Source organism: Devosia sp. SL43, assembly GCF_021729885.1.
Classification (GTDB): Bacteria; Pseudomonadota; Alphaproteobacteria; order Rhizobiales; family Devosiaceae; genus Devosia.
The window spans coordinates 1,370,521-1,394,552 of record NZ_CP063401.1 but is presented as its reverse complement, the minus strand read 5'-3'; the positions used below and the strand labels follow the sequence as shown (position 1 = coordinate 1,394,552).

The 24,032-nt window shown below is 61.6% G+C and carries 26 protein-coding genes; 13 read left to right on the top strand and 13 right to left on the bottom strand.

Features of this window, described 5'->3' with window-relative positions; all coding sequences use genetic code 11:
• Window positions 1-38: 38 nt before the first annotated feature.
• Window positions 39-2,015 (bottom strand): bifunctional 2',3'-cyclic-nucleotide 2'-phosphodiesterase/3'-nucleotidase, encoded by a 1,977-nt coding sequence (locus tag IM737_RS06875; protein ID WP_236899179.1) that lies wholly within the window; start codon window positions 2,013-2,015, stop codon window positions 39-41.
• Between the two features lie 745 nt (window positions 2,016-2,760).
• Between IM737_RS06875 and ypfJ the strand changes: the two genes are divergently transcribed.
• Together ypfJ and IM737_RS06865 are read left to right on the top strand one after the other, a co-directional pair.
• Window positions 2,761-3,684, top strand: a complete 924-nt coding sequence (gene ypfJ / locus IM737_RS06870) for a KPN_02809 family neutral zinc metallopeptidase (RefSeq protein WP_236899178.1) — start codon at window positions 2,761-2,763, stop codon at window positions 3,682-3,684.
• 23 nt (window positions 3,685-3,707) lie between these two features.
• Window positions 3,708-4,517, top strand: a complete 810-nt coding sequence (locus tag IM737_RS06865) for a neutral zinc metallopeptidase (RefSeq protein WP_236899177.1) — start codon at window positions 3,708-3,710, stop codon at window positions 4,515-4,517.
• Here the strand turns inward: IM737_RS06865 and IM737_RS06860 are convergent.
• Together IM737_RS06860 and carA are read right to left on the bottom strand one after the other, a co-directional pair.
• The gene (locus IM737_RS06860; protein WP_236899176.1) at window positions 4,514-5,302 is read right to left on the bottom strand and encodes a phosphorylase family protein; all 789 of its coding nucleotides are present in this window, start codon (window positions 5,300-5,302) and stop codon (window positions 4,514-4,516) included. The genes IM737_RS06865 and IM737_RS06860 overlap by 4 nt on opposite strands.
• A gap of 3 nt (window positions 5,303-5,305) precedes the next feature.
• A complete protein-coding gene (carA, locus tag IM737_RS06855; protein WP_236899175.1) occupies window positions 5,306-6,511 on the bottom strand; it encodes a glutamine-hydrolyzing carbamoyl-phosphate synthase small subunit in 1,206 nt (401 codons plus the stop codon).
• 135 nt (window positions 6,512-6,646) lie between these two features.
• On the opposite strand from carA, the gene IM737_RS06850 reads away from it, so the two are divergent.
• Entirely contained in the window at window positions 6,647-7,096 is a 450-nt protein-coding gene (locus IM737_RS06850) for a GatB/YqeY domain-containing protein (protein WP_236899174.1), read from the top strand.
• Here the strand turns inward: IM737_RS06850 and IM737_RS06845 are convergent.
• Window positions 7,093-8,253: an MFS transporter gene (locus tag IM737_RS06845; RefSeq protein ID WP_236899173.1), complete on the bottom strand. Its 1,161-nt coding sequence runs from the start codon at window positions 8,251-8,253 to the stop codon at window positions 7,093-7,095. The genes IM737_RS06850 and IM737_RS06845 overlap by 4 nt on opposite strands.
• 8 nt (window positions 8,254-8,261) lie before the next feature.
• Window positions 8,262-9,455: an MFS transporter gene (locus IM737_RS06840; protein WP_236899172.1), complete on the bottom strand. Its 1,194-nt coding sequence runs from the start codon at window positions 9,453-9,455 to the stop codon at window positions 8,262-8,264.
• Window positions 9,456-9,690: 235 nt separating this feature from the next.
• Between IM737_RS06840 and IM737_RS06835 the strand changes: the two genes are divergently transcribed.
• Window positions 9,691-10,191 carry an HdeD family acid-resistance protein gene (locus tag IM737_RS06835; RefSeq protein ID WP_236899171.1) on the top strand — a complete coding sequence of 167 codons (501 nt, stop codon included), beginning with the start codon at window positions 9,691-9,693 and terminating at the stop codon, window positions 10,189-10,191.
• A gap of 1 nt (window position 10,192) precedes the next feature.
• Here the strand turns inward: IM737_RS06835 and IM737_RS06830 are convergent, their stop codons facing one another.
• The 4 genes from IM737_RS06830 to IM737_RS06815 all read right to left on the bottom strand — a co-directional run bounded on the left by IM737_RS06830 (window position 10,193) and on the right by IM737_RS06815 (window position 13,253).
• On the bottom strand, window positions 10,193-10,741 hold the full coding sequence (locus tag IM737_RS06830; RefSeq protein WP_236899170.1) for a TadE/TadG family type IV pilus assembly protein: 549 nt from the start codon (window positions 10,739-10,741) through the stop codon (window positions 10,193-10,195).
• Window positions 10,728-11,249 (bottom strand): TadE/TadG family type IV pilus assembly protein, encoded by a 522-nt coding sequence (locus IM737_RS06825; protein WP_236899169.1) that lies wholly within the window; start codon window positions 11,247-11,249, stop codon window positions 10,728-10,730. The genes IM737_RS06830 and IM737_RS06825 overlap by 14 nt, the downstream gene beginning before the upstream one ends.
• On the bottom strand, window positions 11,246-12,592 hold the full coding sequence (locus IM737_RS06820; protein WP_236899168.1) for a pilus assembly protein TadG-related protein: 1,347 nt from the start codon (window positions 12,590-12,592) through the stop codon (window positions 11,246-11,248). The genes IM737_RS06825 and IM737_RS06820 overlap by 4 nt, the downstream gene beginning before the upstream one ends.
• Window positions 12,593-12,968: 376 nt before the next feature.
• Entirely contained in the window at window positions 12,969-13,253 is a 285-nt protein-coding gene (locus IM737_RS06815) for a hypothetical protein (protein WP_236899167.1), read from the bottom strand.
• 293 nt (window positions 13,254-13,546) lie between these two features.
• On the opposite strand from IM737_RS06815, the gene IM737_RS06810 reads away from it, so the two are divergent.
• From IM737_RS06810 to queF, 7 genes are all read left to right on the top strand, one after another.
• Window positions 13,547-14,029: a hypothetical protein gene (locus tag IM737_RS06810; RefSeq protein ID WP_236899166.1), complete on the top strand. Its 483-nt coding sequence runs from the start codon at window positions 13,547-13,549 to the stop codon at window positions 14,027-14,029.
• A 78-nt stretch (window positions 14,030-14,107) separates the two neighbouring features.
• Entirely contained in the window at window positions 14,108-16,042 is a 1,935-nt protein-coding gene (gene dnaG / locus IM737_RS06805; RefSeq protein WP_236899165.1) for a DNA primase, read from the top strand.
• Window positions 16,043-16,228: 186 nt separating this feature from the next.
• The gene (gene rpoD, locus IM737_RS06800; RefSeq protein WP_236899164.1) at window positions 16,229-18,301 is read left to right on the top strand and encodes an RNA polymerase sigma factor RpoD; all 2,073 of its coding nucleotides are present in this window, start codon (window positions 16,229-16,231) and stop codon (window positions 18,299-18,301) included.
• A gap of 10 nt (window positions 18,302-18,311) precedes the next feature.
• On the top strand, window positions 18,312-18,617 hold the full coding sequence (locus IM737_RS06795) for a DUF2442 domain-containing protein (protein ID WP_236899163.1): 306 nt from the start codon (window positions 18,312-18,314) through the stop codon (window positions 18,615-18,617).
• A gap of 10 nt (window positions 18,618-18,627) precedes the next feature.
• The gene (locus IM737_RS06790; protein ID WP_236899162.1) at window positions 18,628-18,918 is read left to right on the top strand and encodes an HlyU family transcriptional regulator; all 291 of its coding nucleotides are present in this window, start codon (window positions 18,628-18,630) and stop codon (window positions 18,916-18,918) included.
• An 86-nt stretch (window positions 18,919-19,004) separates the two neighbouring features.
• Window positions 19,005-19,226 carry a hypothetical protein gene (locus tag IM737_RS06785; protein ID WP_236899161.1) on the top strand — a complete coding sequence of 74 codons (222 nt, stop codon included), beginning with the start codon at window positions 19,005-19,007 and terminating at the stop codon, window positions 19,224-19,226.
• A 3-nt stretch (window positions 19,227-19,229) separates the two neighbouring features.
• On the top strand, window positions 19,230-19,676 hold the full coding sequence (queF, locus tag IM737_RS06780; RefSeq protein ID WP_236899160.1) for a preQ(1) synthase: 447 nt from the start codon (window positions 19,230-19,232) through the stop codon (window positions 19,674-19,676).
• Here the strand turns inward: queF and IM737_RS06775 are convergent.
• Window positions 19,673-20,713, bottom strand: coding sequence for an LLM class flavin-dependent oxidoreductase (locus IM737_RS06775; protein ID WP_236899159.1), 1,041 nt, complete (start codon window positions 20,711-20,713; stop codon window positions 19,673-19,675). The genes queF and IM737_RS06775 overlap by 4 nt on opposite strands.
• 204 nt (window positions 20,714-20,917) lie before the next feature.
• On the opposite strand from IM737_RS06775, the gene IM737_RS06770 reads away from it, so the two are divergent.
• Window positions 20,918-21,670, top strand: a complete 753-nt coding sequence (locus tag IM737_RS06770; RefSeq protein ID WP_236899158.1) for a carbonic anhydrase — start codon at window positions 20,918-20,920, stop codon at window positions 21,668-21,670.
• 42 nt (window positions 21,671-21,712) lie between these two features.
• Here IM737_RS06770 and IM737_RS06765 read toward each other — a convergent pair whose 3' ends face one another.
• Window positions 21,713-22,405 carry a tellurite resistance TerB family protein gene (locus IM737_RS06765; RefSeq protein WP_236899157.1) on the bottom strand — a complete coding sequence of 231 codons (693 nt, stop codon included), beginning with the start codon at window positions 22,403-22,405 and terminating at the stop codon, window positions 21,713-21,715.
• A 103-nt stretch (window positions 22,406-22,508) separates the two neighbouring features.
• Between IM737_RS06765 and IM737_RS06760 the strand changes: the two genes are divergently transcribed.
• Complete coding sequence (locus IM737_RS06760) at window positions 22,509-22,862, top strand: DUF4189 domain-containing protein (RefSeq protein WP_236899156.1); 354 nt, start codon at window positions 22,509-22,511, stop codon at window positions 22,860-22,862.
• A gap of 86 nt (window positions 22,863-22,948) precedes the next feature.
• Here IM737_RS06760 and IM737_RS06755 read toward each other — a convergent pair whose 3' ends face one another.
• Together IM737_RS06755 and IM737_RS06750 are read right to left on the bottom strand one after the other, a co-directional pair.
• On the bottom strand, window positions 22,949-23,329 hold the full coding sequence (locus IM737_RS06755; RefSeq protein ID WP_236899155.1) for a hypothetical protein: 381 nt from the start codon (window positions 23,327-23,329) through the stop codon (window positions 22,949-22,951).
• A gap of 185 nt (window positions 23,330-23,514) precedes the next feature.
• Entirely contained in the window at window positions 23,515-24,027 is a 513-nt protein-coding gene (locus IM737_RS06750) for a TIGR00645 family protein (RefSeq protein WP_236899154.1), read from the bottom strand.
• Window positions 24,028-24,032 lie beyond the last annotated feature (5 nt).

The window sequence follows — 24,032 nt, the reverse complement described above, 5'->3', positions numbered from 1 at the left end:
AGCCGTCAGGCCCCCTCACACAGTCCTCAGCTTACACGTCAGAGCGTGATGCGATAGAGCCCGAAGCCGTCGGCATTGGTCTCGCCGGTCGCCTCGAGCTTGACCGCCGTGACATCGTCCACATACTCGGACGCCTTGGGGCCGGTGGCGAACAGCACGGTCGTGTCGCCGATCGGGGCCAGCGACCAGTTGCTGTCGGCCGACGGGTTGATCGTGCCGTTCTCGACGATGAAGCGCACGATCAGGTCGCGGTTGGTGTCGGGCCCCTTGAACACGATCACGTCCGGCCCGATGCCGGGGAACGTGCCGCCGCCGCCAGCGCGGTAGTTGTTGGACGCCACGATGAACTCTGCCGCCGGATCGATCGGCGCGCCGTCAAACATCAGGTCGATGATGCGGTTGGCGTCCGGGTTCGGCTCTTCCTTGCCGTCGGACGAGTACTTGGAAGGCTGGGTGAGGTCAATCTTGTAGGTCACCCCGTCGATCACGTCGAAATTGTAGGACGGGAAATCGGGGTTGATCAGCTCGGCGTCGACAGCACCCTTCTCGACCTGATTGAAAATGCCGGCCGAGCGTTCGAGCCAGTTCTTCACATCCGCGCCGGTGATTTTCACCGCCTGGATGGTGTTGGGATAGAGGTAGAGGTCGGCGACATTCTTGATCGCCACCGGGCCTACGGGGACATCGGTATAATAGTCCGGACCGCCACGACCGCCAGCTTTGAACGGGGCTGCCGCCGACAGGATGGGCAGGCTTTCCCATTCGGTGCCCTTCATCATCTGGGCGATGTACCAGGTCTGCGCCTGGCTCACGATCTGCACCGACGGATCATCGGCGACAAGCGCGAAGTACGAATAGAGCGGCGCCGAGGTCTCGCCGACCGGACGACGGATATATTCGATGGTTTCCTTGTGATCGGCGTCGGCGGCGGCAGTCACCTCGGCCTCGTCCTCGACCAGCGCATTGACCTTGCCGTCGACCCGCTCGGAGATGGGACGGGCTTCCGACGTATGCGAGGCGATGGTCCACTTGCCGTCGGCATCCTGCTCGAGCAGCAGGTCGATCAGGCCCATATGCGAGCCCCAGAAGCCGGCCATCACGGCTGGCTTGCCGCTCAGCGTACCGGCTTCGATATCGGCGCCTTCGACGCCCTCGTAGTCGGGGCCGGGGAACACCAGATGCTGATGACCGGTCACCACGACATCAATGCCTTCGACGGCAGCCAGTTGCAGCGAGGCATTCTCGGCGCCGGTGGTCTGATCGGCGGCAATGCCCGAATGCGACAAGGCGATGATCAGCTCGGCGCCTTCTTCCTTCATCCGAGGCACATAGGCCGTGGCCGTCTCGACGATATCGCGAGTGTTGACCTTGCCCAGCAGGTGGGTCGAATCCCAGGTCATAATCTGCGGCGGCAGGAAGCCGATCAGGCCGATCTTGATGGTCTTGGTGGCGCCTGAACCGTCGGTCAGTTCCTTTTCGACGATCAGGTAGGGCTTGATATAGGTGGTGTCGCTGAGCGGATCGGCGGCCAGCTCACCCTTGACCAGGTTGGCGGAGACGAAGGGAAATTCGGCACCGGCCAGGGCCTTGTCGAGGTATTCGAGGCCGTAGTTGAACTCGTGATTGCCCAGCGTCGCGGCTTCATAGCCCAGGGTGTTCATGGCTGATATGATGGGATGGACGTTGCCGTCGAGGCCCTTCTCATAGGCGATGTAGTCGCCCATCGGGTTGCCCTGAATGATGTCGCCATTGTCGATCAGCATCGAATTGCCGGCCTCGGCGCGGATGGCCTCGATCAGCGAGGCAGTACGGGCGAGACCCATCGTGTCGTTGGGGGCGTCGGCATAATAGTCATAAGCGAAGACCGCGACATGCAGGTCGGTGGTCTCGATAATGCGCAAATGCGCCTGGTTCGCCTGCGCCATAGTGGCAAAAGGATGCATGGCGGCCATGGCTCCAACACTGGCCGACCCGGCCAGAAAAGTCCGTCGAGAAATCTTTGGCAGGAAATTCATTGATCGTCTCCCTGAGGCGTTCATTTTGCTGAACTGAACATCCGGGGGCGCCGCGCTCCCGGACACGGGGCTTAGCCCCGCCGCGTAACACTCCTCACGGAGCGCTGTTGCTCATGCCGCCGGCAGGTGACGCTGGAATGACGGCCGCGAGCGAAGCTAGGAGTTTTTGACCAGTTGGTCAATTTGTGACAGTGCGGGATATTGGTGCTCGTTGCCCACCCCCCTCCCAGCCTCCCCCTTCAAGTGGGGAGGTGCGCCTGGTGGTTGAGACTCGATCGCGCTCCAAGAGTGGAGCGGACACCTCCCCCTAGATGGGGGGTAGTGCAGCTAGGTCCATAGGGCCGTAGCGAAACTAGGTGGGGGTGGGCCACACACTTGAAACCCCAACTTATCCCTCTTATCCCCACCCCCAAATCCTCCCGTACACTCCCCTCATCACCCCACACGGCGGCCTGCAGGCGAACAGTGGTGAGGTGAGCCGGGTGGGGATTTTGCCTTCTCCCACAGGTTCGCGTTTCGGCCGTGGGTTGCTATGACTTCCCGCCGCCGGAAACGTTCCAAAAACCGGCACCCCGAGACGGCTTCCGTCTCAATAAAAACTAAACTCAGAGGCGAAAGCCGTCTCGGGGTCTGCCCACCATTCGACAACCGCGTCACAGGCGGCGCTTCTACACGTCCGCACAGCGGAACCGTTTGCATCGGCCCGGCTTGTTGCTAATGCTTAAGGCAACCGGAGAATACATCCATGAAATGGCGCGGCAGGCAGCAGAGTTCGAACATCGAGGATCGTCGCGGCCAGACCGGCGGTGGACTTGGGGGGCTCGGCGGTAGCCCGTTCGGCAATCGTGGCGGCGTCCGGCTGCCAACAGGCGGTGGCGCGCGCGGCGGCATGGGCAGCATCCTGGGCATCGTCGTGGTGCTCGGGCTGATCTGGCTGGTGACGGGCACCAATCCACTGGACATGCTGACCGGCAGCACCAACTCCGGCACGACGGCCAATTCATCGAGCCAGGTTCCCACCACTGGCGAGCAGTCCGAACTGCGAGACTTCGTCGGCGTGGTGGTCAAGGAAACCGAAGACCTGTGGGGCGGCGTCTTTGCCCAGCAGAATGAGACCTATCCCGCCCCCAAGGTCGTGTTGTTCAGCAATCAGGTCGATACGGCCTGCGGCGCCGCCGATTCGAGCACGGGCCCGTTCTATTGCCCTGGCGACCAGAAGGTCTATATCGACCTGAGCTTCTACGATCAGTTGCGCGAGCAGTTTGGCGCGCCGGGCGATTTCGCCCAAGCCTACGTGCTGGCGCACGAGGTGGGTCACCACATCCAGAACATCACCGGCGTGCTGCCCGAGTTCAACCAGCGCCGCGCCAGCATGAGCCAGGAAGAGGCCAATGCCTATTCGGTCCGCGTCGAGCTGCAGGCCGATTGCTATGCCGGTGTCTGGGCCAACTATGCCGGCCAGGAAGACCTGCTCGACAATGGCGACATCGAGGAAGCCCTCAACGCCGCCAACCAGATCGGCGACGATACGCTGCAGAAGCGCATGCAGGGCTTTGCCGTCCCGAAAACCTTCAACCACGGCACGTCGGCCCAACGCAAAACCTGGTTCGAACGCGGTTATACTTCTGGCAATCCAGGTGATTGTGATACGTTCTCGGGCAACGTGTAACGATACAAGCGACGGACTGAACAGTGCTGGGTATCCCCGACAGCGTAATGCCGCACGTGCGGCGCTTCGGCTTTTCCGGCGCGACCGCGCTGAGCGTGGTCGTGGTCATGATTTTCGGCATCAATCCGGTCACGGTGCTGACCGGGCAGGTGGCCGAACCGCTGCCGCATACGACGCTGACCGCCCTCGAGGCGATCAAGGCCGGCGAGGGCACGCCAGAGGATCTGGTTGGTGCCGTCGAGCGGGAGGCCAATGGCTTCTGGGAACGCGCCTTCCGCAGCGCCGCCGTCTACTACCCGCCGGTCGCCCTCAAGATGGTGCCGTCGAGCCGTGAGCTGGGCTGCGGTATGGCTGGTTCGGACGTCGGCACCTTCTACTGCCCCGACGACAGCACGGTTTATGTCGACATGACGCGTTATGCCGACCTGGTTTCGGCCTTCCCCGAGCAGGGGCATAAGGCCGAGGGCTACCTGATCGGCCTGGCCTACGGCCACCATGTGCTGGCGGCAGTCAAGGCCTATGACGAGCTGGCGGCGCTCGATGCCGCAGCCAGGCCCGCACTCGAGCAACAGATCGGCGCCCGCGCCGCCTGCTATGCCGGCGCCTGGACCAAATGGGCCGGCCTAGAAGAACTGCTCGACGACCCGGCCATGGTCTCGGCCATCGATTCGGTCGGCACGGGCAACGACGTCGCCGTCATGCCCTCGCGGCCCGCAGTCCCCCGGGCGCTGACGCCACCGAGCGCGGACTTCCGTAAGCTGGGCTTCGACCTCGGCTACGGCATCCCTGCCGCCGGGAGCTGCCGGCCGGAGAAGGTCGTGGAGCCAATCTAGAGGCGCGGCGCCAGTGTCTCGATGTAGAAGCGGACGATTTCGCCCGTCCTTTCCAATGGATTGAGGCCGGTAGCACCGGTCGCCGACAGCATGGTGCCCAATGTGCTCTCGGACTGGGCGTTGCCGCTGACGATGTCGGAGAGAACGCCGCACTGAATCGTGCGAATTCTGCGGCCAGCGCTATTGGCCAGCGATGCCGCAAACAGATGCGCCGAATCAAGATTGACGATGTCACAGCCGGCAGCCCGATAGCCGTCCAATAGCGCATCGCTTTCGCGATAGATGGCGTCGCCCGTTCCGGCCTGAACGCCGGTCATGCTTGGCCATAGGCCGGCAATCGTTGTCCGCAGTCCCTCATCGGCAGAGACAATCTTATCCCCGCTGTAGTGCGGCGTTGTACCATCGAACCCATGTGCGTCATCGACACGGTAGAAGTCACCCATGACAAGACCTTTGGTCCCCAGTCCACCGGCCAGGCCATAGGCAAGGATGGTCTCGATGCCGTAGTAGGCCAGTTCTTCCACCGTCGCCGAAGAAACGGGGCCGCCATAGACATGCGCCAGCGACAGAAACCGGCGCCCGCCATGGCTCAGAATCCGGACGCTGTCAGGCGAGACGTGGATGAAATGCTGGTCGGTGACACGCTGGGGCGCGTAGTCATCAATGGCCTTTGGCGGCGGGCAATAGCCGATCAACGCGATGCTGACATCGCCAAATACATCTGGGCCAAAGCGCTCTCCGACGAGGCTCCTCGGCGTCAGGTGGTATTCACCATGGCCCGCCATGGTTCACGCCGCGGGTGCGGCGTGTTCGGGCTTGGCGTCCATGCCCTTTTGGGCGCGGACATGATTCATGAAGCGCGTGAACAGGTAGTGGCTGTCGCGCGGGCCGGGGCTGGCTTCGGGGTGGTACTGCACCGAGAAGATCGGCTTGCCGTCGACGCTGAGACCGGCGTTGGACTGGTCGAACAGCGAGATGTGGGTCTCGGTCACGCCAGCCGGAAGGCTTGCCTTGTCCACGGCAAAGCCGTGGTTCATCGAGGTGATTTCAACCTTGCCCGTCGTCAGGTCCTTGACCGGATGGTTGGCGCCGTGATGCCCCTGATGCATCTTGGACGTCGTGCCGCCCAATGCGAGGCCGAGCAACTGGTGGCCGAGGCAGATGCCAAACACAGGCTTGCCTGTTTCCATCAGCTTCTGGATCGTCGGCACGGCATACTTGCCGGTCGCGGCCGGGTCGCCCGGGCCGTTGCTGAGGAAGATGCCATCGGGATTGTGCGACAGCACATCGGCCGCGGTCGCCGTTGCCGGAACCACGGTGACCTTGGCGCCCTGGTCGGCAAGGCAGCGCAGGATGTTGCGCTTGGCGCCGTAGTCGATGGCCACGATGTGGAAATCGGGGTTCTCGACCTTGCCGTAGCCCTTGTCCCATTCCCAGCCAGTCTGGTCCCAGTGATAGGTCTGGGCGGTGGTGACTTCCTTGGCCAGGTCGAGCCCTTCAAGGCCCGGAAAGGCCCTGAGCTCAGCCATGATCGAGCCTTCATCGAACATGCCGGTCGGTTCGTGGGCAATGACGCCATTGGGCATGCCATGCTCGCGGATCTGGGCAGTCAGGGCGCGGGTGTCGATGCCGGTGATGCCCACGATGTTGCGCTTCTTGAGCCAGGCATCGAGCTTTTCGGCAGCACGGTAGTTAGACGGATTGGTGATATCGGCCTTGAGCACAACGCCACGGACGCCCGAAAGCGCGGCCATGTTGACCGTCTCGATGTCCTCGTCATTGGTACCGACATTGCCGATATGGGGAAAGGTGAAGGTAATGATCTGGCCGGCATAGGATGGGTCCGTGAGGACTTCCTGATAACCGGTCATGGCGGTGTTGAAGCACACTTCGCCGGCCGCGTGGCCGATCGCACCGATACCGCGGCCTTCCAGGCGCGTACCGTCTGCAAGGATCAGAAGGGCGGTCGCGGGGGATTGCTGCCAGCCGGTCACGGTGGGCCTCCAAGGATTGGGTCATGTCGATTGAGGCCTCGTATTAGAAGCCCAAACGCGGCAGCGCAAGTGGCGGAGCCGGCTTATTGTGCCTATATGGGGCCAACAAAACGCATAGCAAGAGGACGAAAACCCATGCGCGAACAGTTCAGCGAAGGCCTCAAGACCGCCCTCAAGGCCCGTGATCAGCGCCGCACCGCGACGCTCCGGGCCATTACGGCAGCGATCAAGGACAAGGACATCGCCATCCGCACCGAGAATCGCGGGCCGGCGACCAATGAAGAGATTCTGACCATCGTCCAGAAGATGGTGAAGCAGCGCGAAGAGAGCTTCGCCATCTATGCGCAGGCCGGCCGTGCCGACCTGGCGACGGTGGAAAAGGAAGAGATCGACATCCTCAACGAGTTCCTGCCAAAGGGATTGACCGACGACGAGGTTGAGGCCGCCATCAAGGCGGCAATCGCCACGACTGGCGCGGCAGGCGCCAAGGACATGGGCAAGGTCATCGCCCAGCTCAAGCTCGACTATCCGGGCCGCATCGACTTCGGTAAGGCCAGCGGCAAGGTGAAGGCTGCCCTCGCCTAAGCGAGCGCCGGGCGGCGTTCGGACACCCACGAGGCAAGCGCCATCAATGCCGCCAGGCTGCTGCAGACGATGCCGACGACCGGCATGGTGGCGTAACTCATGCCGCTGTTGAGCAGTACGGCGCCCAGGAATGCACCGCCGGCAATGCCGACATTGTAGGCGGTCGAAATGAAGGTCGAGGCGAGATTGGGCGCGGCCCTGGCTGCGTTGAGGATGCGGACCTGGGTTGGCGTGCTGAAGGCCAGTCCGGTCGCGGCAGAAGCGAACAGGCTGATGCCCATCGCCCAGGGGTTGGTGGTCGACGCCATCACCGCCAGATAGCTGGCAATCTGCGCCAGCAGAATGCCGAACAGCGCATCGAGCGGTCGCCAGTCGGCCAGCCGCCCGCCGATGAAGATGCCGACAACCGATCCTGCGCCGCCCAGTAGCAGGAACAGCGGCACGGTGGCGGGGTCGATCCGGGTAATCTCAATCAGCAGCGGCACCTGGAACGTGCCCAGACTAACCGAACCGACCATGACGATGGCGATGGTGAAATACGAGGTCCAGACCTGTGGATGCCGGAGTTGGACCGCCTGCAACGCCAGCGGCGCTTCCGGCTCGGGCTCTCCCTTGACGCCCGGCAGGACCAAGGCGATGGCGGCCACAGCCAGCAAGGCCATGACGGCGATGCACAGGAAGCTGGCCCGCCAGCCGAAAGCATTGCCGATGGCCGTGCCCGCTGGAAGGCCGAGAATGTTGGCGACGGTGATGCCGCCGACGAACAGGGACAAGGCCGCTCCCCGGCGATGTTCCGGCACCAATTTGGAGACCGCCACGCTGCCCAGCCCGAAGAACACGCCGTGGCCACATGCCGAAATCAGCCTTGCACCCATCAGCAGGCCGTAGTCCGGCGCGATGGCACACAGCAACTGGCCGATGGCAAAGATCAATCCGAGCAGCAAAATCATCGGCTTCGCGGGAAACCGCGCCGTCAGTAGCGCCAGGATCGGCCCGCCGACCGCGACCCCCGCCGCATAGCCGCTGACCAGCAGGCCGGCGGTGGGAATGCTGACCGACAAATCGGACGAGATGGCCGGCAGGATGCCCGAAACGATGAACTCAGTCGTGCCAATGGAAAAAGCCATCAGAGCAAGGGCATAGACTGCGATGGGCATATGGACCTCTACTCCGCCGCGATGGCGTTCGTCGGCACTGGCGGTACGTCGCGGCTGCGTTTCTCCCAGCTATAGGAGATGAAGGCAACGATCACGGCAACTGCCAGTGCTGCGGCGCCAAGCAGGGGCAAGCTGCGGTAACCGAGGCCGGCATTGAGCATGGTCGCGCCGATAAAGGCAGCGAGGGCAATGCCGATATTGAAGCCAGACGGGATCAGCGATGAGGCCAGGCTCGGCGCATCGGCGGTCCAGCTGAGGATGCGGGTCTGGATCGGCGTGCCGATGGCAAAGTTGAGCGCACCCCAGACGAAGACGGCAAAGACCATCGGAATCGGGTAGGGGCTCGCCAGATACAGCATCAATAGTGCCGCGACCTGCAGGGCCAGCATGGCGATCAACGACGGCATCAGTTTCCAATCGGCCAGCCTTCCGCCGATGAACACACCGACTGTCGAGCCGACGCCATTGAGCAGCAACACCCACGGAATCCAGGCTGCGTCGAGGCCAGTCACTTCCTGCAGCAGTGGCGCAATATAGGTGAAGGGTACGAACTGGCCGAGCATAAGCATCAGCATGAGGACCAGTGAGGTCCAGGCCTGTTGGCGGCCCAGCACGCGCACCTCGTGCCGAAAATCAGGGCGGGCAGCGACGGCATTCCTGGTGCCCGGCACCCAGAGCACGATGGCCAGGCTGGCCAGCAGACCCAGCGTGCCCATGGCCCAGAATGTGGCGCGCCAACCCAGATAGTTGCCGATGGCGGCGCCGAGCGGCACGCCAATGACATTGGATACGGTGAGGCCGGACAGGATCAAGGCGACGGCAAAGCCGCGACGCTCTGGGGCGACCAGACCGGTCGCAACGACCATGGCGATGCCAAAGAAGCTGCCATGGGCGATGGCGGTCAGCACACGCAGGGCCAGCATGGCGGAGAATGTCGGCGCAAGCGCACAAGCCACCTGGCCTATGGTGAAGACGGCGATCAGGCCCAGCAACAGGGTGCGGCGTGCCACATTGGTCGTGGCAAAGGTCAGCAGCGGTCCGCCGAGCGCGATGCCAATGGCGTAGCCTGAGACCAGGTATCCGGCGACCGGAATGGTGACCGCCAAACCATCGGCGACCTGCGGCAACACGCCGGCGATGACGAATTCGGTGGTGCCAAAGGCAAACGCCGCAAGGAAAAGGGCGAGCAGGGGTAGAGACATTACGCAAACCGCCTTATGGCGGGCCTCGATTGAACCGGTCTAAGACCACGGCATCAGCCGCGCCGCAATCAACAAATTGGGCGAGAGCCTATAGAGAATCTGAAGCGGTATGCCCTTTGGCTCCGCGGGAGGCTGAGCTAAGCTCGACAAGTACCGCACAACGGAGACGACGATGACTGTGTCTGCTGAAACGAAACGGCGATTTGCCCTGGCGACGGCTCTGCGCGGCGCGCTCATGCTGCTGGCGGGCTTGTATGCGGTCATCTGGCCGGGAGAAGCGCTGACGGTGCTCGTGCTGGCCGGCGGCATCCTTCTGGTCATCGATGGCGCGCTTGGTCTGTGGAGCCTCACCTTTGGTGGCGGCAAGAGCGGCAACTACTGGTTCGACGTGGTGGCCAACGCGCTGTCCTTGATCCTGGGCGTCCTGATCCTGATCAGCCCGCTGATCGCAACCATTCTCACAGTCACTTTCCTTTCCAGCATCGTCGGCATTGCGGCGCTGATTGTCGGCTTGATGCAGGTCGTGGTGATCACCCGTGAACGCGAACACTACGCGCGAATCTGGCCGGTGGTGCTGTCGGGCCTTTCCTACATCCTGCTTGGATTGGTGTTCCTGTTCTTCCCGCTGATTAGCGCGTCGATCGGTGTGATCTTCGGTGGCGTGCTGCTCGTGATTTTTGCGCTGAGCTTGTTCGGCTGGGCGTGGAAACTTTATCAGAGCAGCAAGGGCGGCTGAACTACTGCAGCACGATCTCGTCACTCGTTCGCGGGCGCTCATACATCTGGTCACTCATGGCATAGCCCTCACGACCGGAAAACACCTTAGTCAGCGCACCGAAAACGGTGGTAAATTCGTAGTCAGCACGGACGGCGACCATTTGCACCCCGGCCAAGGCGAGATCTTCTGGCGCGGGGAAAAGCGGCGTGGCGCCTGCCTCTTCAGCAACTGCCTGGTAGGCCATGGACCAGGCCACCGTCTGCGCATTGTCATCTATTGAAATGACTGTCAGTACGAGCTGCAGGCTCGATCGATCGTAGGGAGCCAGCAGAGATGCGGCACCCTGAAGGGTCAACGCTACGGTGCTGGCTGTCAATTCGCTCTGTTGTGCGGTCAGGTCCGCGATCGTCGACGTGACCTGGCGTAGCTTGCGGTGGATTGTGAGAGCCTCATTGAGATCCACCATTCCGATCAGCAGAATGAGGATGACCGGCACGATGAGTGCAAATTCGACAGCCGATACGCCTTTGTTGTCGCCCAGCAGGGCCTTTAGTCTAGAATGGTTCATTGCGGAACAGAACGCTGGCGACAACCAGATGATTGCCGTTATTGAGACGTGGTTTCAAGGCGCCGAAGACGTCCAGCAGTGGTGAGAATTGGAAGAAGCCGCGAACGATCACGTATGAGCCACCAAGGCCCATCTCTATTGTTTGATCAGCGATGAAGGTACCGCTGCTGTTGACGGGCAGGACATAGGTCGAAGCGTTAAGGCTATCTAGCTCCTCGATGGTGATGTAGCTGTTGCTCTCGCAGTCGAACAGGTTGAGAATATCGTCGCACATGGCTTGGCGAAGATCGTCTACCACGAGGTCCTGGGTTTGGGCCTGTCCGGTTCGCACAAGTCGAGCTGTGCGCTGGACGGCGTAGTCCACGGCAGTGGATACGAAATAATGGATGCTCACCTCCAGCACGCCGAGCAACAGGAACAGGAATGGCCCGATCAGCAGGGCAAACTCCACTGCTGTTGCGCCGGACTGATCCCGGTGCAGGCGTCCTGAGTGCACCTTGCCTGTCATCGTGTTAGCCTGACGCTGGAAAGATAACGCGTGAACAGGGTGGTCAGGCTTTCGGTGATCTCGGAGTCGCTCGTCGCCTGCATGAAGTATTGTGCGGACGTTGCGCAGTCCTCCAGTGCAATGGGCAGATAGTCCAGCCGGGTGATACTTGATGAGACTCCAGCGTGCAGGTCGCCTCCCCACGTGGAGGACCAGGCGCTGCTGGCCATGGTCGCGCCAAGTGTTCCGTTGTAGCCCCAGTCGCTCGTGACTGGCAGGTAGGTGGTGTAAACGGTTGCTACAGTCGATCCATTATTCTTGATTGGATCGCACCATTCAGGGTTGAGGGGTCCGACCAGACGGCTGTTGGCCGACATCGGGCAGGTTGGCGTGGCGCTCCAGACGCACTTCTTCCAATTGGAAGACGTGACCCACGATCGGTGCGACTGAACGCCGTCGGTGATCATCATAACCAGTTTCAGCGGGCTACTTTCGCTAACCCCGTCACCACTGACCCCCACCATTGGCGTCAGTACGCCCAGCGCGTCGTTGAAGAACGTACCGTCGGTGGAGCTTGAACTGGTCAGAAGATTCGTCGGATTGCTGAGCGTGGTACGAACCGCGCTTATGTCGAATGTCGGCGGGAGCGTGGCAGCGGCGGTGGCCGCGATCCGGTAAAGACCGACCTTTATCCGGCTCCCTGAAGGATCGATGCTCTCCACCGTGTCGAGCACCTGATTGATGGCGTGGAGCAGGACATCGGTGCGCAGTTCGACGCCATGGGTCGAGCTATAGGCATAGTTCGTGTTGTATTTCACGCCTGCCACGGTGTGGATTTCACCGTCGTGGCACGCAAATGCACAGCCGAGCGTGGACGTCATCTTGGCCTGGTCAGGCGTGTTGGATGCGAGCAGCATCGAGGCCGACTTGTCGAGGACCAGGTAAACGTTGAGATAGGATGTAGCGGGCCCAGCTACCGCACTGCCAACAGATACCGGGACGCTATCGATGCCTGCGATCTGCATCAGTGTGGTGGGAACGCGTGCCCTGGCGATGGCGCTGATGGTTGAGCCGTCGATATCGACCGAGATATCATCAAGGGAAAATGTGCTGACTCGTGTCTGAGCGCCAAACCAGTCGTGAATGACGTCTTCGATTTCGTCAGCACTCAGATTGTCGACCTGTTTGATGGCAGCGATGAGGGCTAGATCCAGCTCTGCCTGCATTTCAGAGTAGGTGCCGTAGGCGCGCAGATAGTCGATGCTGAGACCCGCACCAATGAGCAGGAGTGGCAGTAACAGGGCAAACGTGACCGCGATGTTGCCTGCGACACATCTCATGAAATCGCGTGCAAATACTTGCATGAATCTTGGATTCGTCACAGGGCTCAGATCACATCGAACTCGCTTCATATAGCTAACAACTAGCACTAAGTTCCTAACCAGAAATTAACTAAGTTTTCCTATGCCATTGTATTCATTAGTGAATTTCCTTGTTTACGGCTACAACCGGCATCGAAATATTTTCATAACGATGTCAGGAATTTACTGCCCTGCATTGGAGGCGGACTGGCGTTGGAGAGCGGGATGAGGTGCGGCGACTGCCGCGTGACCGCGGGGTGCGCGGCCGTGGCGGCGTCCTGATTTGATGGCGTTGAGGCCCCAGCCTCAGCGATGCCCATGGTGATTGCCGGGAAATGCGGCGCAGTGCACGCACGAGTTTGGTGCGGCCGTCTCGGGCTCAGCGATAGATGACTGACCTGCCGGCCACCACATCGTCCTGCCGGTAGATTTCTGCTCCCTCTGGGGCAGTGAGCTCTATATTGCCGAAGCCGTCCCAGCGGGGCGCGAGATTGGCGGCAGTGCCGAAGGAGGCGAAGCTCGCGGCGTCCTCAGGTATGACACCGCCTGCGGGGATGAGGGCGGCCTGGGTGTTGGGTCCCGTGGAGGTGCCGCAGTCGCGGGAAAAGATAGTTAGATCGAACTGGCCGTCAGGTGACGTCAGGCGGGCCTGTTCGTTGATCATGCACGAGGGTAGCAGGCTTGACAGATACCAGAGACCTGCTCCGACCACAGCAGCAGGGACCGCGGTCAGCAGAAGGAAAGTGCGAAGCGGAAATTTGTTGGTGGATGACACTTGAGACCCCGGCGGTGGCGACCCCGATGGGCCATTGAATGCTTATCCAACAAGCAGCGCCTTGTCCAAACTACGCTTGACTCTGCAGTAGCGACGTTGGGACATATAGTGAACAAAATGCGTGGGCGGCAACAATGTTGGTAGCGCGGGAATGGGGGCGTGCCTTGGTCCGGTCAGCATCGATGCTGGCGTTCGTCGCGCTCGTTTCGGGTTGCGTCACCGTGCGAGCGCCAGTGGTACTGACTACGTCGTTTGATGCGCAGGCCGCAGCGTTCATCAACGTCGAGGGTCGAGCCAAGGTCAGCGGGCAGGCGTTTGTGCGCCGGAACGACGGCAGTCTGTTGCGTGCGGTTGGCACGGATGTGTTCCTGGTTCCCCGCACCGCCTACGCGGATGAGCGGATCGCCGCGATTTATGGCGGTGGCAAGCAACCGGTGGCGGGCGTGCGAATGCCCGAAGCTGATCCCCTTTACGATCAGCATATGCGAAAGACGATTGCCAGTTCCGGTGGATCTTTTAGTTTCGACCGCGTGGCGGATGGCGAGTACTATGTCATCGCGATGATTCATGTGCGGAGCGATGTCATGTTCCTTCAATTCCCTATCGTGGAACGGGTGAGCGTTCAAAACGGACGGAGTGTCCGGCTGGTTATGCGCGGATATTAGGCCAAGGACGACGGGACAGCGGGGATAATCCAGCGTGATGCTGATGACTTGGCGCAGCCGAGCGCTTATCTAGCGTGCATGCGCTTCTCCGACCAATTCCTGGATGAAATCCGTCAGCGCCTGTCGATAACGCAGGTGGTGGGTGAGCACGTCATCTGGGACAAGCGCAAGTCGCAGCCCGGCAAAGGCGATATGTGGGCGTGCTGCCCGTTCCATGGCGAGAAGAGCCCGAGCTTTCATGCCGATGACCGGCGCGGCATCTATCACTGCTTTGGCTGCGGTGTGTCCGGGGACCACTTCCGCTTTCTGACCGAAAAGGCCGGAATGAGCTTTCCCGAGGCCGTGGAGAAGCTGGCCGGCATGGCGGGTGTGCCGATGCCGGCTCGTGACGAGCGGCAGGAGAAGCGCGAGGCCGAGCGCAAGAGCCTGATCGACGTCATGGAACTGGCGACGAAGTATTTCGAGGCAGCGCTGAGCCACAATATCGGAGCGCGGGCGCGGGGCTATCTGCTCGAACGCGGCGTCTCGGCGCAAAGCCAGACGCGGTTTCGCATCGGCTTCGCGCCCGATAGCCGCAACGGGCTCAAGGAGCATCTGGCGGCCAATGGCGTCTCGGCACAGGACATGATCGACACCGGGCTGGTGGCCAGCCGCGATGACGATCCGCTGACCTATGATCGGTTCCGCAACCGCGTCATGTTCCCCATCATGGATTTCCGTGGGCGGGTCATCGCCTTTGGCGGGCGCGCCATGTCGGCGGATGTGCCGGCCAAGTATCTCAACTCGCCCGAGACGGAGCTCTTCAGTAAGCGGCGGACGCTTTACAACGGTCAGACCGCCCGGCAGGCGGCGCGCGACGGCAGCACCGTGATCGTGGTCGAGGGTTATCTCGACGTGATCGCTGCGGTGGCGGCGGGTTTCGAGGGCACAGTGGCGCCGCTCGGCACGGCGATGACCGAAGAGCACTTACAGATGCTATGGCAGATGACGCCTGATCCAGTGTTGTGCTTCGATGGCGACAAGGCAGGCCTCAAAGCGGCAGAGCGGACTGCCGATCTGGTGATGCCGCATCTCAAGCCCGGCTTTACGGTCAAAATCGCAACGCTGCCGGAGGGGCTTGATCCTGATGACTTGATCAAGGCGCAGGGCAGGGCGGCGTTTGCGGACGTGATCGACCGGGCGCGGTCTTTGTCGGACGTAATCTGGAGCATGGAGACCGGCGGCTTGGTGCCGGAGACGCCGGAAGCACGGGCGGCCCTGCAGGCGCGGTTGCGCGAGCGGGCCAATTCCATCCAGGAATCGTCGGTCCGTTTCCACTATGCGCAGGCCTTCGACGAGAAGCTGCGGGCCTTCCTCGCGCCGATGCGGCAGAATCGCTTCGAGCCACGCGGTGGGCAGCAGCGCTATGGACAGAGCGGCGCCTACGGCTACCCACGGGGCGGCACGCCCAAGCTGGTCGTCTCGGACACGCTGCGCAATTCGCGGCTATTGAAGCCGGGCTCGATGGCCGATGCGACCCCGCGCGAGGCGGCGATCATCCTCAGTCTCGTCAATCATCCAGCTTTGGTGGAAGACAAGTTCGAATTGTTGGCCGCGCTCGATTTCGAGACGCCGGCTGCCCAAAAAGTGATGGGCGAGATTTTGAGCCTCGTCGTGCGCCACCACGACATCTCGGCCGACGACCTCAAAGCGGCTTTGGGCGTGCGCGGGCATGGGCCGGCGCTGGATCGAATGGCCGATGTGCTGACCCGCCAAGGGGTCTGGCAGATCGCTTCGGAGATCGCCCTTGTCGACGCAGAGACCGGATTGAGTCATGCCTTGGCCTTGCATAACAAGAAAGTTCAGCTAAATAGGGAACTCAAGGCAGCCGAAGCGGCGCTGGGCGAAGACCCAAGCGAAGAAACCTTTGAAAGGCTGCGGGACATCAAGAACCAGATTACCACTGTCGATGGCACAGAGGCATTGATCGAAGGATTTGGTTCGTTATCGGGACGCGCGACACGCAGTTTTTAGAGGCAACTCTGAAAACCGGCGGGTACGCGCGATTTTGCGTATGGCACTATGCAAAAGTCGTCCGAGACGAACCGGGTTGCGCTGGGGGCGTTAAAGCCTAAGTCACCCACCTTTACCTTGCCTTGAGGTGTCACCACTTAAAGCCTTATTCGGACCCGGGCGCTACGGGTTCCGACGGAGTACCAGATGGCCACCAAGGCAGCTGCAAAGACCACGACCAAGGACAACGAGAAGCCGGAAGCCGGCGCCCCCGAGGCGACGAACGATAGCCCGCTGCTCGACCTATCCGATGCCGCCGTAAAGAAACTCATCAAGGTCGCCAAGAAGCGCGGCTACGTGACGTATGAAGAACTGAACGCGGTCATGCCGTCGGACGAAGTTTCGTCCGAGCAGATCGAAGATTTCATGTCCATGTTCTCGGATATGGGCATCAACGTCGTCGACGAAGACGAGGTCGAAGAGACCGAAGTCGAGAAGGACGAGGAAGACCAGGGCCAGGAAGTCGCGCCGTCGACCAGCAGCACCGCGGTTTCTACGACCTCCAACACCAAGGCTGGCGCCGACCGAACCGATGATCCGGTGCGCATGTATCTGCGCGAAATGGGCTCGGTGGAATTGCTCAGCCGCGAAGGCGAAATCGCCATCGCCAAGCGCATCGAGGCCGGTCGCGAGACCATGATCGAAGGCCTTTGCGAGTCGCCACTGACTTTCCAGGCTATCATCATCTGGCGCGACCAGCTCGCGCAGGGCGAAATCCTGCTGCGCGACATCATCGATCTCGAAGCAACCTACGCTGGCCCCGATGCCAAGCAGGCGGCTCCGAACCCGGAAATGGTCAACCTCAATGCTGCTCCCAAAATGGAAGCGGTGGTCGAGAAGCCGAAGGCTGCCCCGCCGCGCCGTGTTTCCGGCGACAGCGATGACGATTACGTACCTGAAGAGCCGCAGGCTCCCCAGGACCCGGCGCCCGATGATGATGACGACGAGTTCGAAAACGCGCTGTCGCTGTCGGCGATGGAAGCCGAACTCAAGCCGCAGGTGGTGGAGACCTTCGATCGTATCGCCAATGCCTATGGGCAGATGCGCGAAATGCAGGACAAGCACGCGGAAGACCGTGCAGCCAGCGTTTCTGACGCCGATACCAAAAAGCTCGAAGTGCTGCGCGGCGAAGTCATTGCCGACGTGAAGTCGCTGTCGCTGAATAACGGCCGTATCGAGAACCTGGTCGAGCAGCTCTACGACATCAACAAGCGCCTGGTGAAGCTGGAAGGCCGCCTGCTGCGGCTGGCCGAAAGCTATGGCGTCAAGCGCGAGAAGTTCCTCGAGAGCTATTACGGCCGCGAAGTCGATCCGACCTGGGAAGCCTCGCTTGAGAGCTTCGAGGGCAAGGGCTGGGCAGAGTTCGCTCGCCGCGAAGCTGATACTGTGCGCGAAATCCGTGGCGATGTCGCAACGCTGGCGACGGAAGCCGGCCTCAACATCGCTGAATACCGCCGCATCGTTCATAAGGTGCAGAAGGGCGAGCGCGAAGCCGCCATCGCCAAGAAGGAAATGGTGGAAGCCAACCTTCGCCTCGTGATCTCGATCGCCAAGAAGTATACCAACCGCGGACTGCAGTTCCTCGATCTGATCCAGGAAGGCAATATCGGCCTGATGAAGGCTGTCGATAAGTTCGAATATCGCCGTGGCTACAAGTTCTCGACCTATGCGACCTGGTGGATTCGCCAGGCGATCACCCGCTCGATCGCCGATCAGGCGCGAACCATCCGTATTCCGGTGCACATGATCGAGACGATCAACAAGATCGTCCGCACCTCGCGCCAGATGCTGCATGAAATCGGCCGCGAACCGACCCCTGAGGAGCTCAGCGAAAAGCTGCAGATGCCTTTGGACAAGGTCCGTAAGGTGCTTAAGATCGCCAAGGAACCGATCAGCCTCGAAACGCCGATCGGCGACGAGGAAGATTCCAACCTCGGCGACTTCATCCAGGACGTGAACGCGATCCAGCCGATTGACGCCGCGATCCAGTCCAACCTGCGCGAGACCACGACCCGCGTGCTGGCGTCGCTGACGCCACGCGAGGAACGTGTGCTGCGCATGCGCTTCGGCATCGGCATGAACACCGACCACACGCTCGAAGAAGTCGGCCAGCAGTTCTCGGTGACCCGCGAACGCATCCGCCAGATCGAGGCCAAGGCCCTGCGCAAGCTCAAGCATCCGAGCCGGAGCCGCAAGCTGCGGAGCTTCCTCGACAACTAGGAGCGGCACCATGGCCGTTCCGCGCCTCAAGGTCACCACCATCCGGGCCATTGTGCCGTTCAAGCTGGTGGTGACGTTTTCCGATCAGTCGTACGGCACCTTCGATGCCGCTGGCATGATCGGGGAACGGGGCGAGGGGACGGAACCGTTGCGTGACCGGCGCTTCTTTGGCAGGGTCGAGCTCAAGAACGGTGTGCCAACCTGGCCGAACCACTTCGATATCTCGCCACTTTGGTTGCGCGAGGAAATGGAAAAACGCGGCGAGCTGCAACTGCCGCTGCCGGTCCGCCGCCTGCGCGGCGCAGCGCCAAATTAGGAGACGAGCCATGTCGTTTTGGAAGAATCTGTTCGGTGGTGGCTCGTCGAGCGCCGAGCCGGCTGGCGACAAGGCGCTTGGCGAGGAAAGCTACAAAGGCTTCCTGATCAAAGCGATCGAGATGAAGGCCGGCAGCGAGCTGCAGCTGGCTGGCACGATCGAGAAAGAAATCGGTGGTGAGCTCAAGACTTACCGCTTTGTTCGCGCCGATCGCATGACATCACGCGACGATCTGACCGCCATCGCGTTGTCCAAGGGCCGGCAGATCATCGACGAGCAGGGCGAAGCGATCTTCCGCTAGCCCGACCATACAATAATTCGGTAGAAGCCGGTGCCTGCAGACCATTTGGGTCGGCGGGGCCGGCCTGCCGCACAGGAGTAAGACCAATGGCAAAAAAGCCAACCGCCCGCAGCGAATTTGTGTTCTTCGACATCGTCTATGAGGACGGCAGCCAGCGCTCCAACCGTAAGGTGGAAGCAAGCCTGCTTGGGGGCTTGGACGGCGATGAGCCGGCTCGTACCGCGATCATGGACCAAGACCGCGCCATCTCGGAAAAATCCGGCCTGCCGCCGCTGGCCATTAAGACCATCAAGCGCTCGGGGAAGTAGTCCGTGAGCGATTTGCAACTCGGCCGCGCCGTCGAAGCGCCAGCGCATCCGGAAGTAGCGGTGCTCGACCCGGTACCGAACCCGCATCCGGATATCGACTATGTCGCCCGGTACGTGGCGCCAGAGTTCACCTCGCTCTGCCCGGTGACGGGTCAGCCCGATTTTGCGCACCTGGTGATCGACTACGTGCCCGATCAGTTCCTGGTCGAGTCCAAATCGCTCAAGCTTTATCTGACCTCGTTTCGCAATCACGGCGCCTTCCACGAAGGTTGCACGATCGACATTGCCAAAAAGATCATCGCCACCGTTGCGCCGCGCTGGTTGCGCATTGGGGGCTACTGGTATCCGCGCGGTGGCCTGCCTATCGACGTGTTCTGGCAGACCGGCAAGACTCCTGATGGCGTCTGGGTTCCGGACCAGGGCGTCGCGACCTATCGCGGGCGCGGCTAGGCGCCCAACGCCTTATCGACCGCCGGCTTCACCACGGTGCCGTAGAGCTCGATGGCCTTCATGACCTTATCGTGGGGCAGGGTGCCGACGCTCAGCTGCAGGCCGAAGCGGTCGTGTTTGAACCATTCATGCTGCATCAGGATTTTGTCGATGATCTCCTGCGGCGACCCCATGAAATAGGCGCCGTTAGGCGTGGCACCAGCGTCGAACTGCGCGCGGGTGGTCGGCGGCCAGCCGCGCTCCTTGCCGATGCGGCTCATGGCGGCGCTATGGGCCGGGAAGGCAATGTCGCGGGCGTCCTGGCTGTCGGCGGCGATGAAGCCATGCGAGCTGATGCCAACTGGTAGAGACTTGGGATCGCGCCCCACTTTCTCGGCGGTCTCGCGATAGAACTCCACTAGCGGGGCAAACTGTCGGGGTTGGCCACCGATGATGGCGATCATCAAGGGCAGGCCGTGGTAGGCCGCGCGGGCGACGGAATTGGGCGTGCCGCCCACGGCGATCCAGACCGGCAGCGGATTCTGCACCGGCTTGGGATAGATCTCGATGCCGGGGATGGGTTTGGTGTGCTCGCTGCCCGGCCAGGCGACCTTGCCGCCCTCGCGGATTTTGAGCAGCATTTCGAGCTTTTCTTCGAACAGCGTGTCGTAGTCATCCAGCGCGTAGCCGAAGAGCGGGAAGCTCTCGATGAACGAGCCACGACCGGCCATGATCTCGGCACGGCCATTGCTGAGCAGGTCGAGAGTGGCAAACTGCTGGTAGACGCGGACCGGGTCTTCCGAGCTCAGCACCGTCACGGCGGTGGAAAGGCGGATATTCTTCGTGCGCGCTGCGGCTGCGGCGAGGATGGTCACAGGGGCCGACGCGACGAAGTCAGGGCGGTGATGTTCGCCCAAGCCGTAGAAGGCAAGTCCGAGCTGGTCGGCCAGTTCGATTTCCTCAAGCAGGTCCTTGAGCCGATCTGCCGGGCTCTGCAGCCGGTCGCCGTTGAGCGGATCTGGCGTGTTTTCGGCGAAGGAGTAAAGTCCGAGTTCCATCTGGGCACCTCTGTGTTGGGTGACAGATGGACTGCCTGCCGAAGGCGATCAAGAACGCACAGCGATGTAACCGGACGGGTTCCACGGAAGCGCCACAATCGGGGCTCAGGTCGCGCGCCGCCGCTTCTAGCGGCAGGCGCGGGCGACCCCGACCGATCCCGATCGGGTGGTGCAGTTCGCGTCAATTGCGTCATAGAGGACATCATGACAATCAGGATCTTCGCCGCCAGCCTGCTGGCTATCGCGGCCATTTCCACGCCTGCTTTCGCCCAAGATCGCCATTGGGGCTACGAAGGCGAAGGGGACCCCAGCCATTGGGGTGATATCGCCGAAGAGTTCAAGGACTGCGCCGTCGGTCAGGAGCAGTCACCCATCGACCTGACGCCGACCAAGGCCATCCACGCCGAGTTCAGCCCGGCTGAGGTACACTGGACGGCCTTTGCGCCGACCGTCGTCGACAACGGCCATACCGTGCAGATCAACACCAATGGCCAGGGCGGCTATGCCGAGCTCAATGGCGTGCGCTATGACCTGGTGCAGTTCCATTTCCACCACGAGTCCGAACACACGCTCAACGGCGAGCATAGCCCGCTCGAAGTGCATTTCGTCCACAAGTCGGCAGCTGGCGACCTGCTGGTGCTTGGTGTGCTGTTGCAGCCGGGCGAGGCCAATGCCGCGCTGACCGAGGTCGAGGCCAAGTGGCCGGCTGTCGGGACCGAAGCGGCCGTTCCCGAGACGATCGATCCCTCGGCCCTGCTGCCAGCCAACCACGCGTCCTTCCGCTACGAAGGCTCGCTCACCACGCCGCCCTGCTCGCAGATCGTGACCTGGAATGTGTTTACCGATCCGGTGCAGGTCTCACCCGACCAGATCGATGTGTTCGCCAGCCACTATGCCAATAATGCACGTCCCGTGCAGGCGCTCAACCGGCGCTTCCTGCTGACCGACGCCAACTAAGTGGAAGGGCCCCGACCAAGCGGTCGGGGCCCTTCTGGAACGTCAGACGTTGCTGCCTGAGGGGGTGTAGGCAAATGGCGCGGCAGGGGCCGGCGCCGGGGAGGGGGCCTGTTCGCCGGCGGCCTTGTGGATTTCGGCGACCAGCGCCGGATCGAGCCGGAGCTTGCCGGCCAGTGCGTCGAGATAGGCGCGTTCCGACGCGGTGTCGGCCGTGATGGCGACCAGCGACGCAGCGTAAATCTCGGTGGCGTGTTCGGGAGTATCGGCGCGGGCGACGACGGCATTGATGTCGAGTGGGCTCGACAACTCGTCGAAGACCCAGGCCTTCTCTTCGGACGACAGGTTCATGGTTTCGAGCTTGCCGAAGATGGCTTCCTTCTCGTCGGCGTCGATGCGGCCATCGGCCTTGGCGGCTGCGATCATGGCGCGCACCAGCGTCTTGCCCAGTTCTTCCTGGGCGCGGTTGTCGGTCGCTGCGGGAATGAAAGCATCTTGAGTCGGGGCCTGTGCTGGCGCGCCGCCCTGCTGGTTCTTCTGATAATTCTGCCAAGCGTTGTAAGCGAGGCCACCAACGGCCGCGACGGCGCCAATCTTGACGGCATTGCCGGCGAGCTTGCCCAAGCCCCCGCCGCTGAGCAGCATGCCGGCGGCAAGACCGGCGGCGCCGGTCATGGCGGTGCGCTGGGTATTGGTGTCGGTCTGGAGGGCTTTGACGATCTGATCGATGTTAAACATGAGGGCTCCCTTCGTTGTTGCATCCGCAGATGGGGACAGAATGGGGTGATCGCAAGGCACATTAGAAAGATGTAATGTCGCAGTGTCTTGAGGGAGGTTTACAATGAAATCGACTATAGCCGCGCTGACGGTGCTGCTGATGATGGTGGCACCATCAATGGGCGCCGAATGGGGCACGATCGCCTATTCGCCGGGAACCGGCGCAATGGGCTACAGCAACAACTGGCCCAATGAAGTGGATGCCGAGATCACCGCGCTCAACGGCTGTGGCAAGCACGCCAATGATTGCGAGACGGCGGTCAGTTTCCACGATGCCTGCGGCGCCGTCGCGGTCGGAAGCAGCGGTTGGGGCGCCGATTGGGGCGAAGACCGCGCGAGCGCCGAATGGAATGCGATTGCGCAGTGCCAGAACTATTCTAGCAACTGCCGCGTACGCCGCTGGCAGTGCAGCTACTGAATAAAGTAAGACCCCGGCGGGGCGGCCGGGGTCTCCTTTTTGATGTCGCCAGAGGGAGTGCTGACGGCATCCGGGAAGGCTAGTTGTTACTGAGCAGGCGCAACGGCCGGGTCAGCAGCAGGAGCCGGTTCGGTCACAGGGGCAGCGTCCGCAGCGGGAGCTGCTTCAGTAGCCGGGGCTTCCACCGCCGGAGCCTCGGTCATCGGGGCTGCGTCAGTGGCCGGAACCGCTTCGGTCATTGGGGCCGGAGCTGCGGCCGGATCAACCGGAGCCTCGACCGCCGGGGCACCGTTTACGTCAACTGTGGTGGACGGACCGGAATTGGCCGAAAAGACCAGGTAGCCGATGGCCAGCAAAGCCAGGGCCACGATGATACCGACAAACCAGCCCGTGCCGCTGCTTTCGCGCGTGTACACAGTGCGGTTGCCGTCGTTGGTATAAACGGTATCGCGTTCAGGGATAGCCATGATGTCGCTCCTTTGTTTCACCGTATGACAGGGAAACGCGGGCTTTTTGTTTTCGTTCCCGAATGCGTGATCGACGTCTAGCGCAGTATGCCGCAGCCAAAAATGGCTTTTGATTCAAGCTTTTGCAGGCGAAAAACGGCGGGCTAGCCGGCGTCTGATGAGCAAATAACCAAAAAAATCGTCAGCTAAGTCTCGTCTTTTACCTTGCCTGGCTTCTTGGAGATGCGGTCGATCAGGGCCAGGAACAGCGCCGACACGATGAACGTGATGTGCAGCAGCGTGTACCACATGATCTGGTTGTCGGTGTATTGCGGCACGTTGAGGAAGATCTGCAGTAGATGGATCGACGAGATGGCGACGATGGTCGAGGCCACCTTGATCTTGAGCGAGCCGGCGTCGATCTGCCCTAGCCAATGCACCTCGTCCTCGTTATCGAAGCGCGAGACGAAGTTTTCGTAGCCGGAGATGATGACCATGACCACGAGGCTGGCGATCAGCGCGGCGTCGATCAGGGACAGCATCTTGAGGATGGTTTCGGTCTCGTCCATGCCCAGCATATGGGAGGCGAAGTCCCAGACCTTGAAGCCGAAGGTGACGGCGTAGAGCGCCAGTGCCAGGCCCAGACCGATGTAGAAAATCACCAGCAGCCAGCGCGAGGCCAGGATGACGTTTTCGACAAAGACTTCCAGCTGCTTCATTTGAC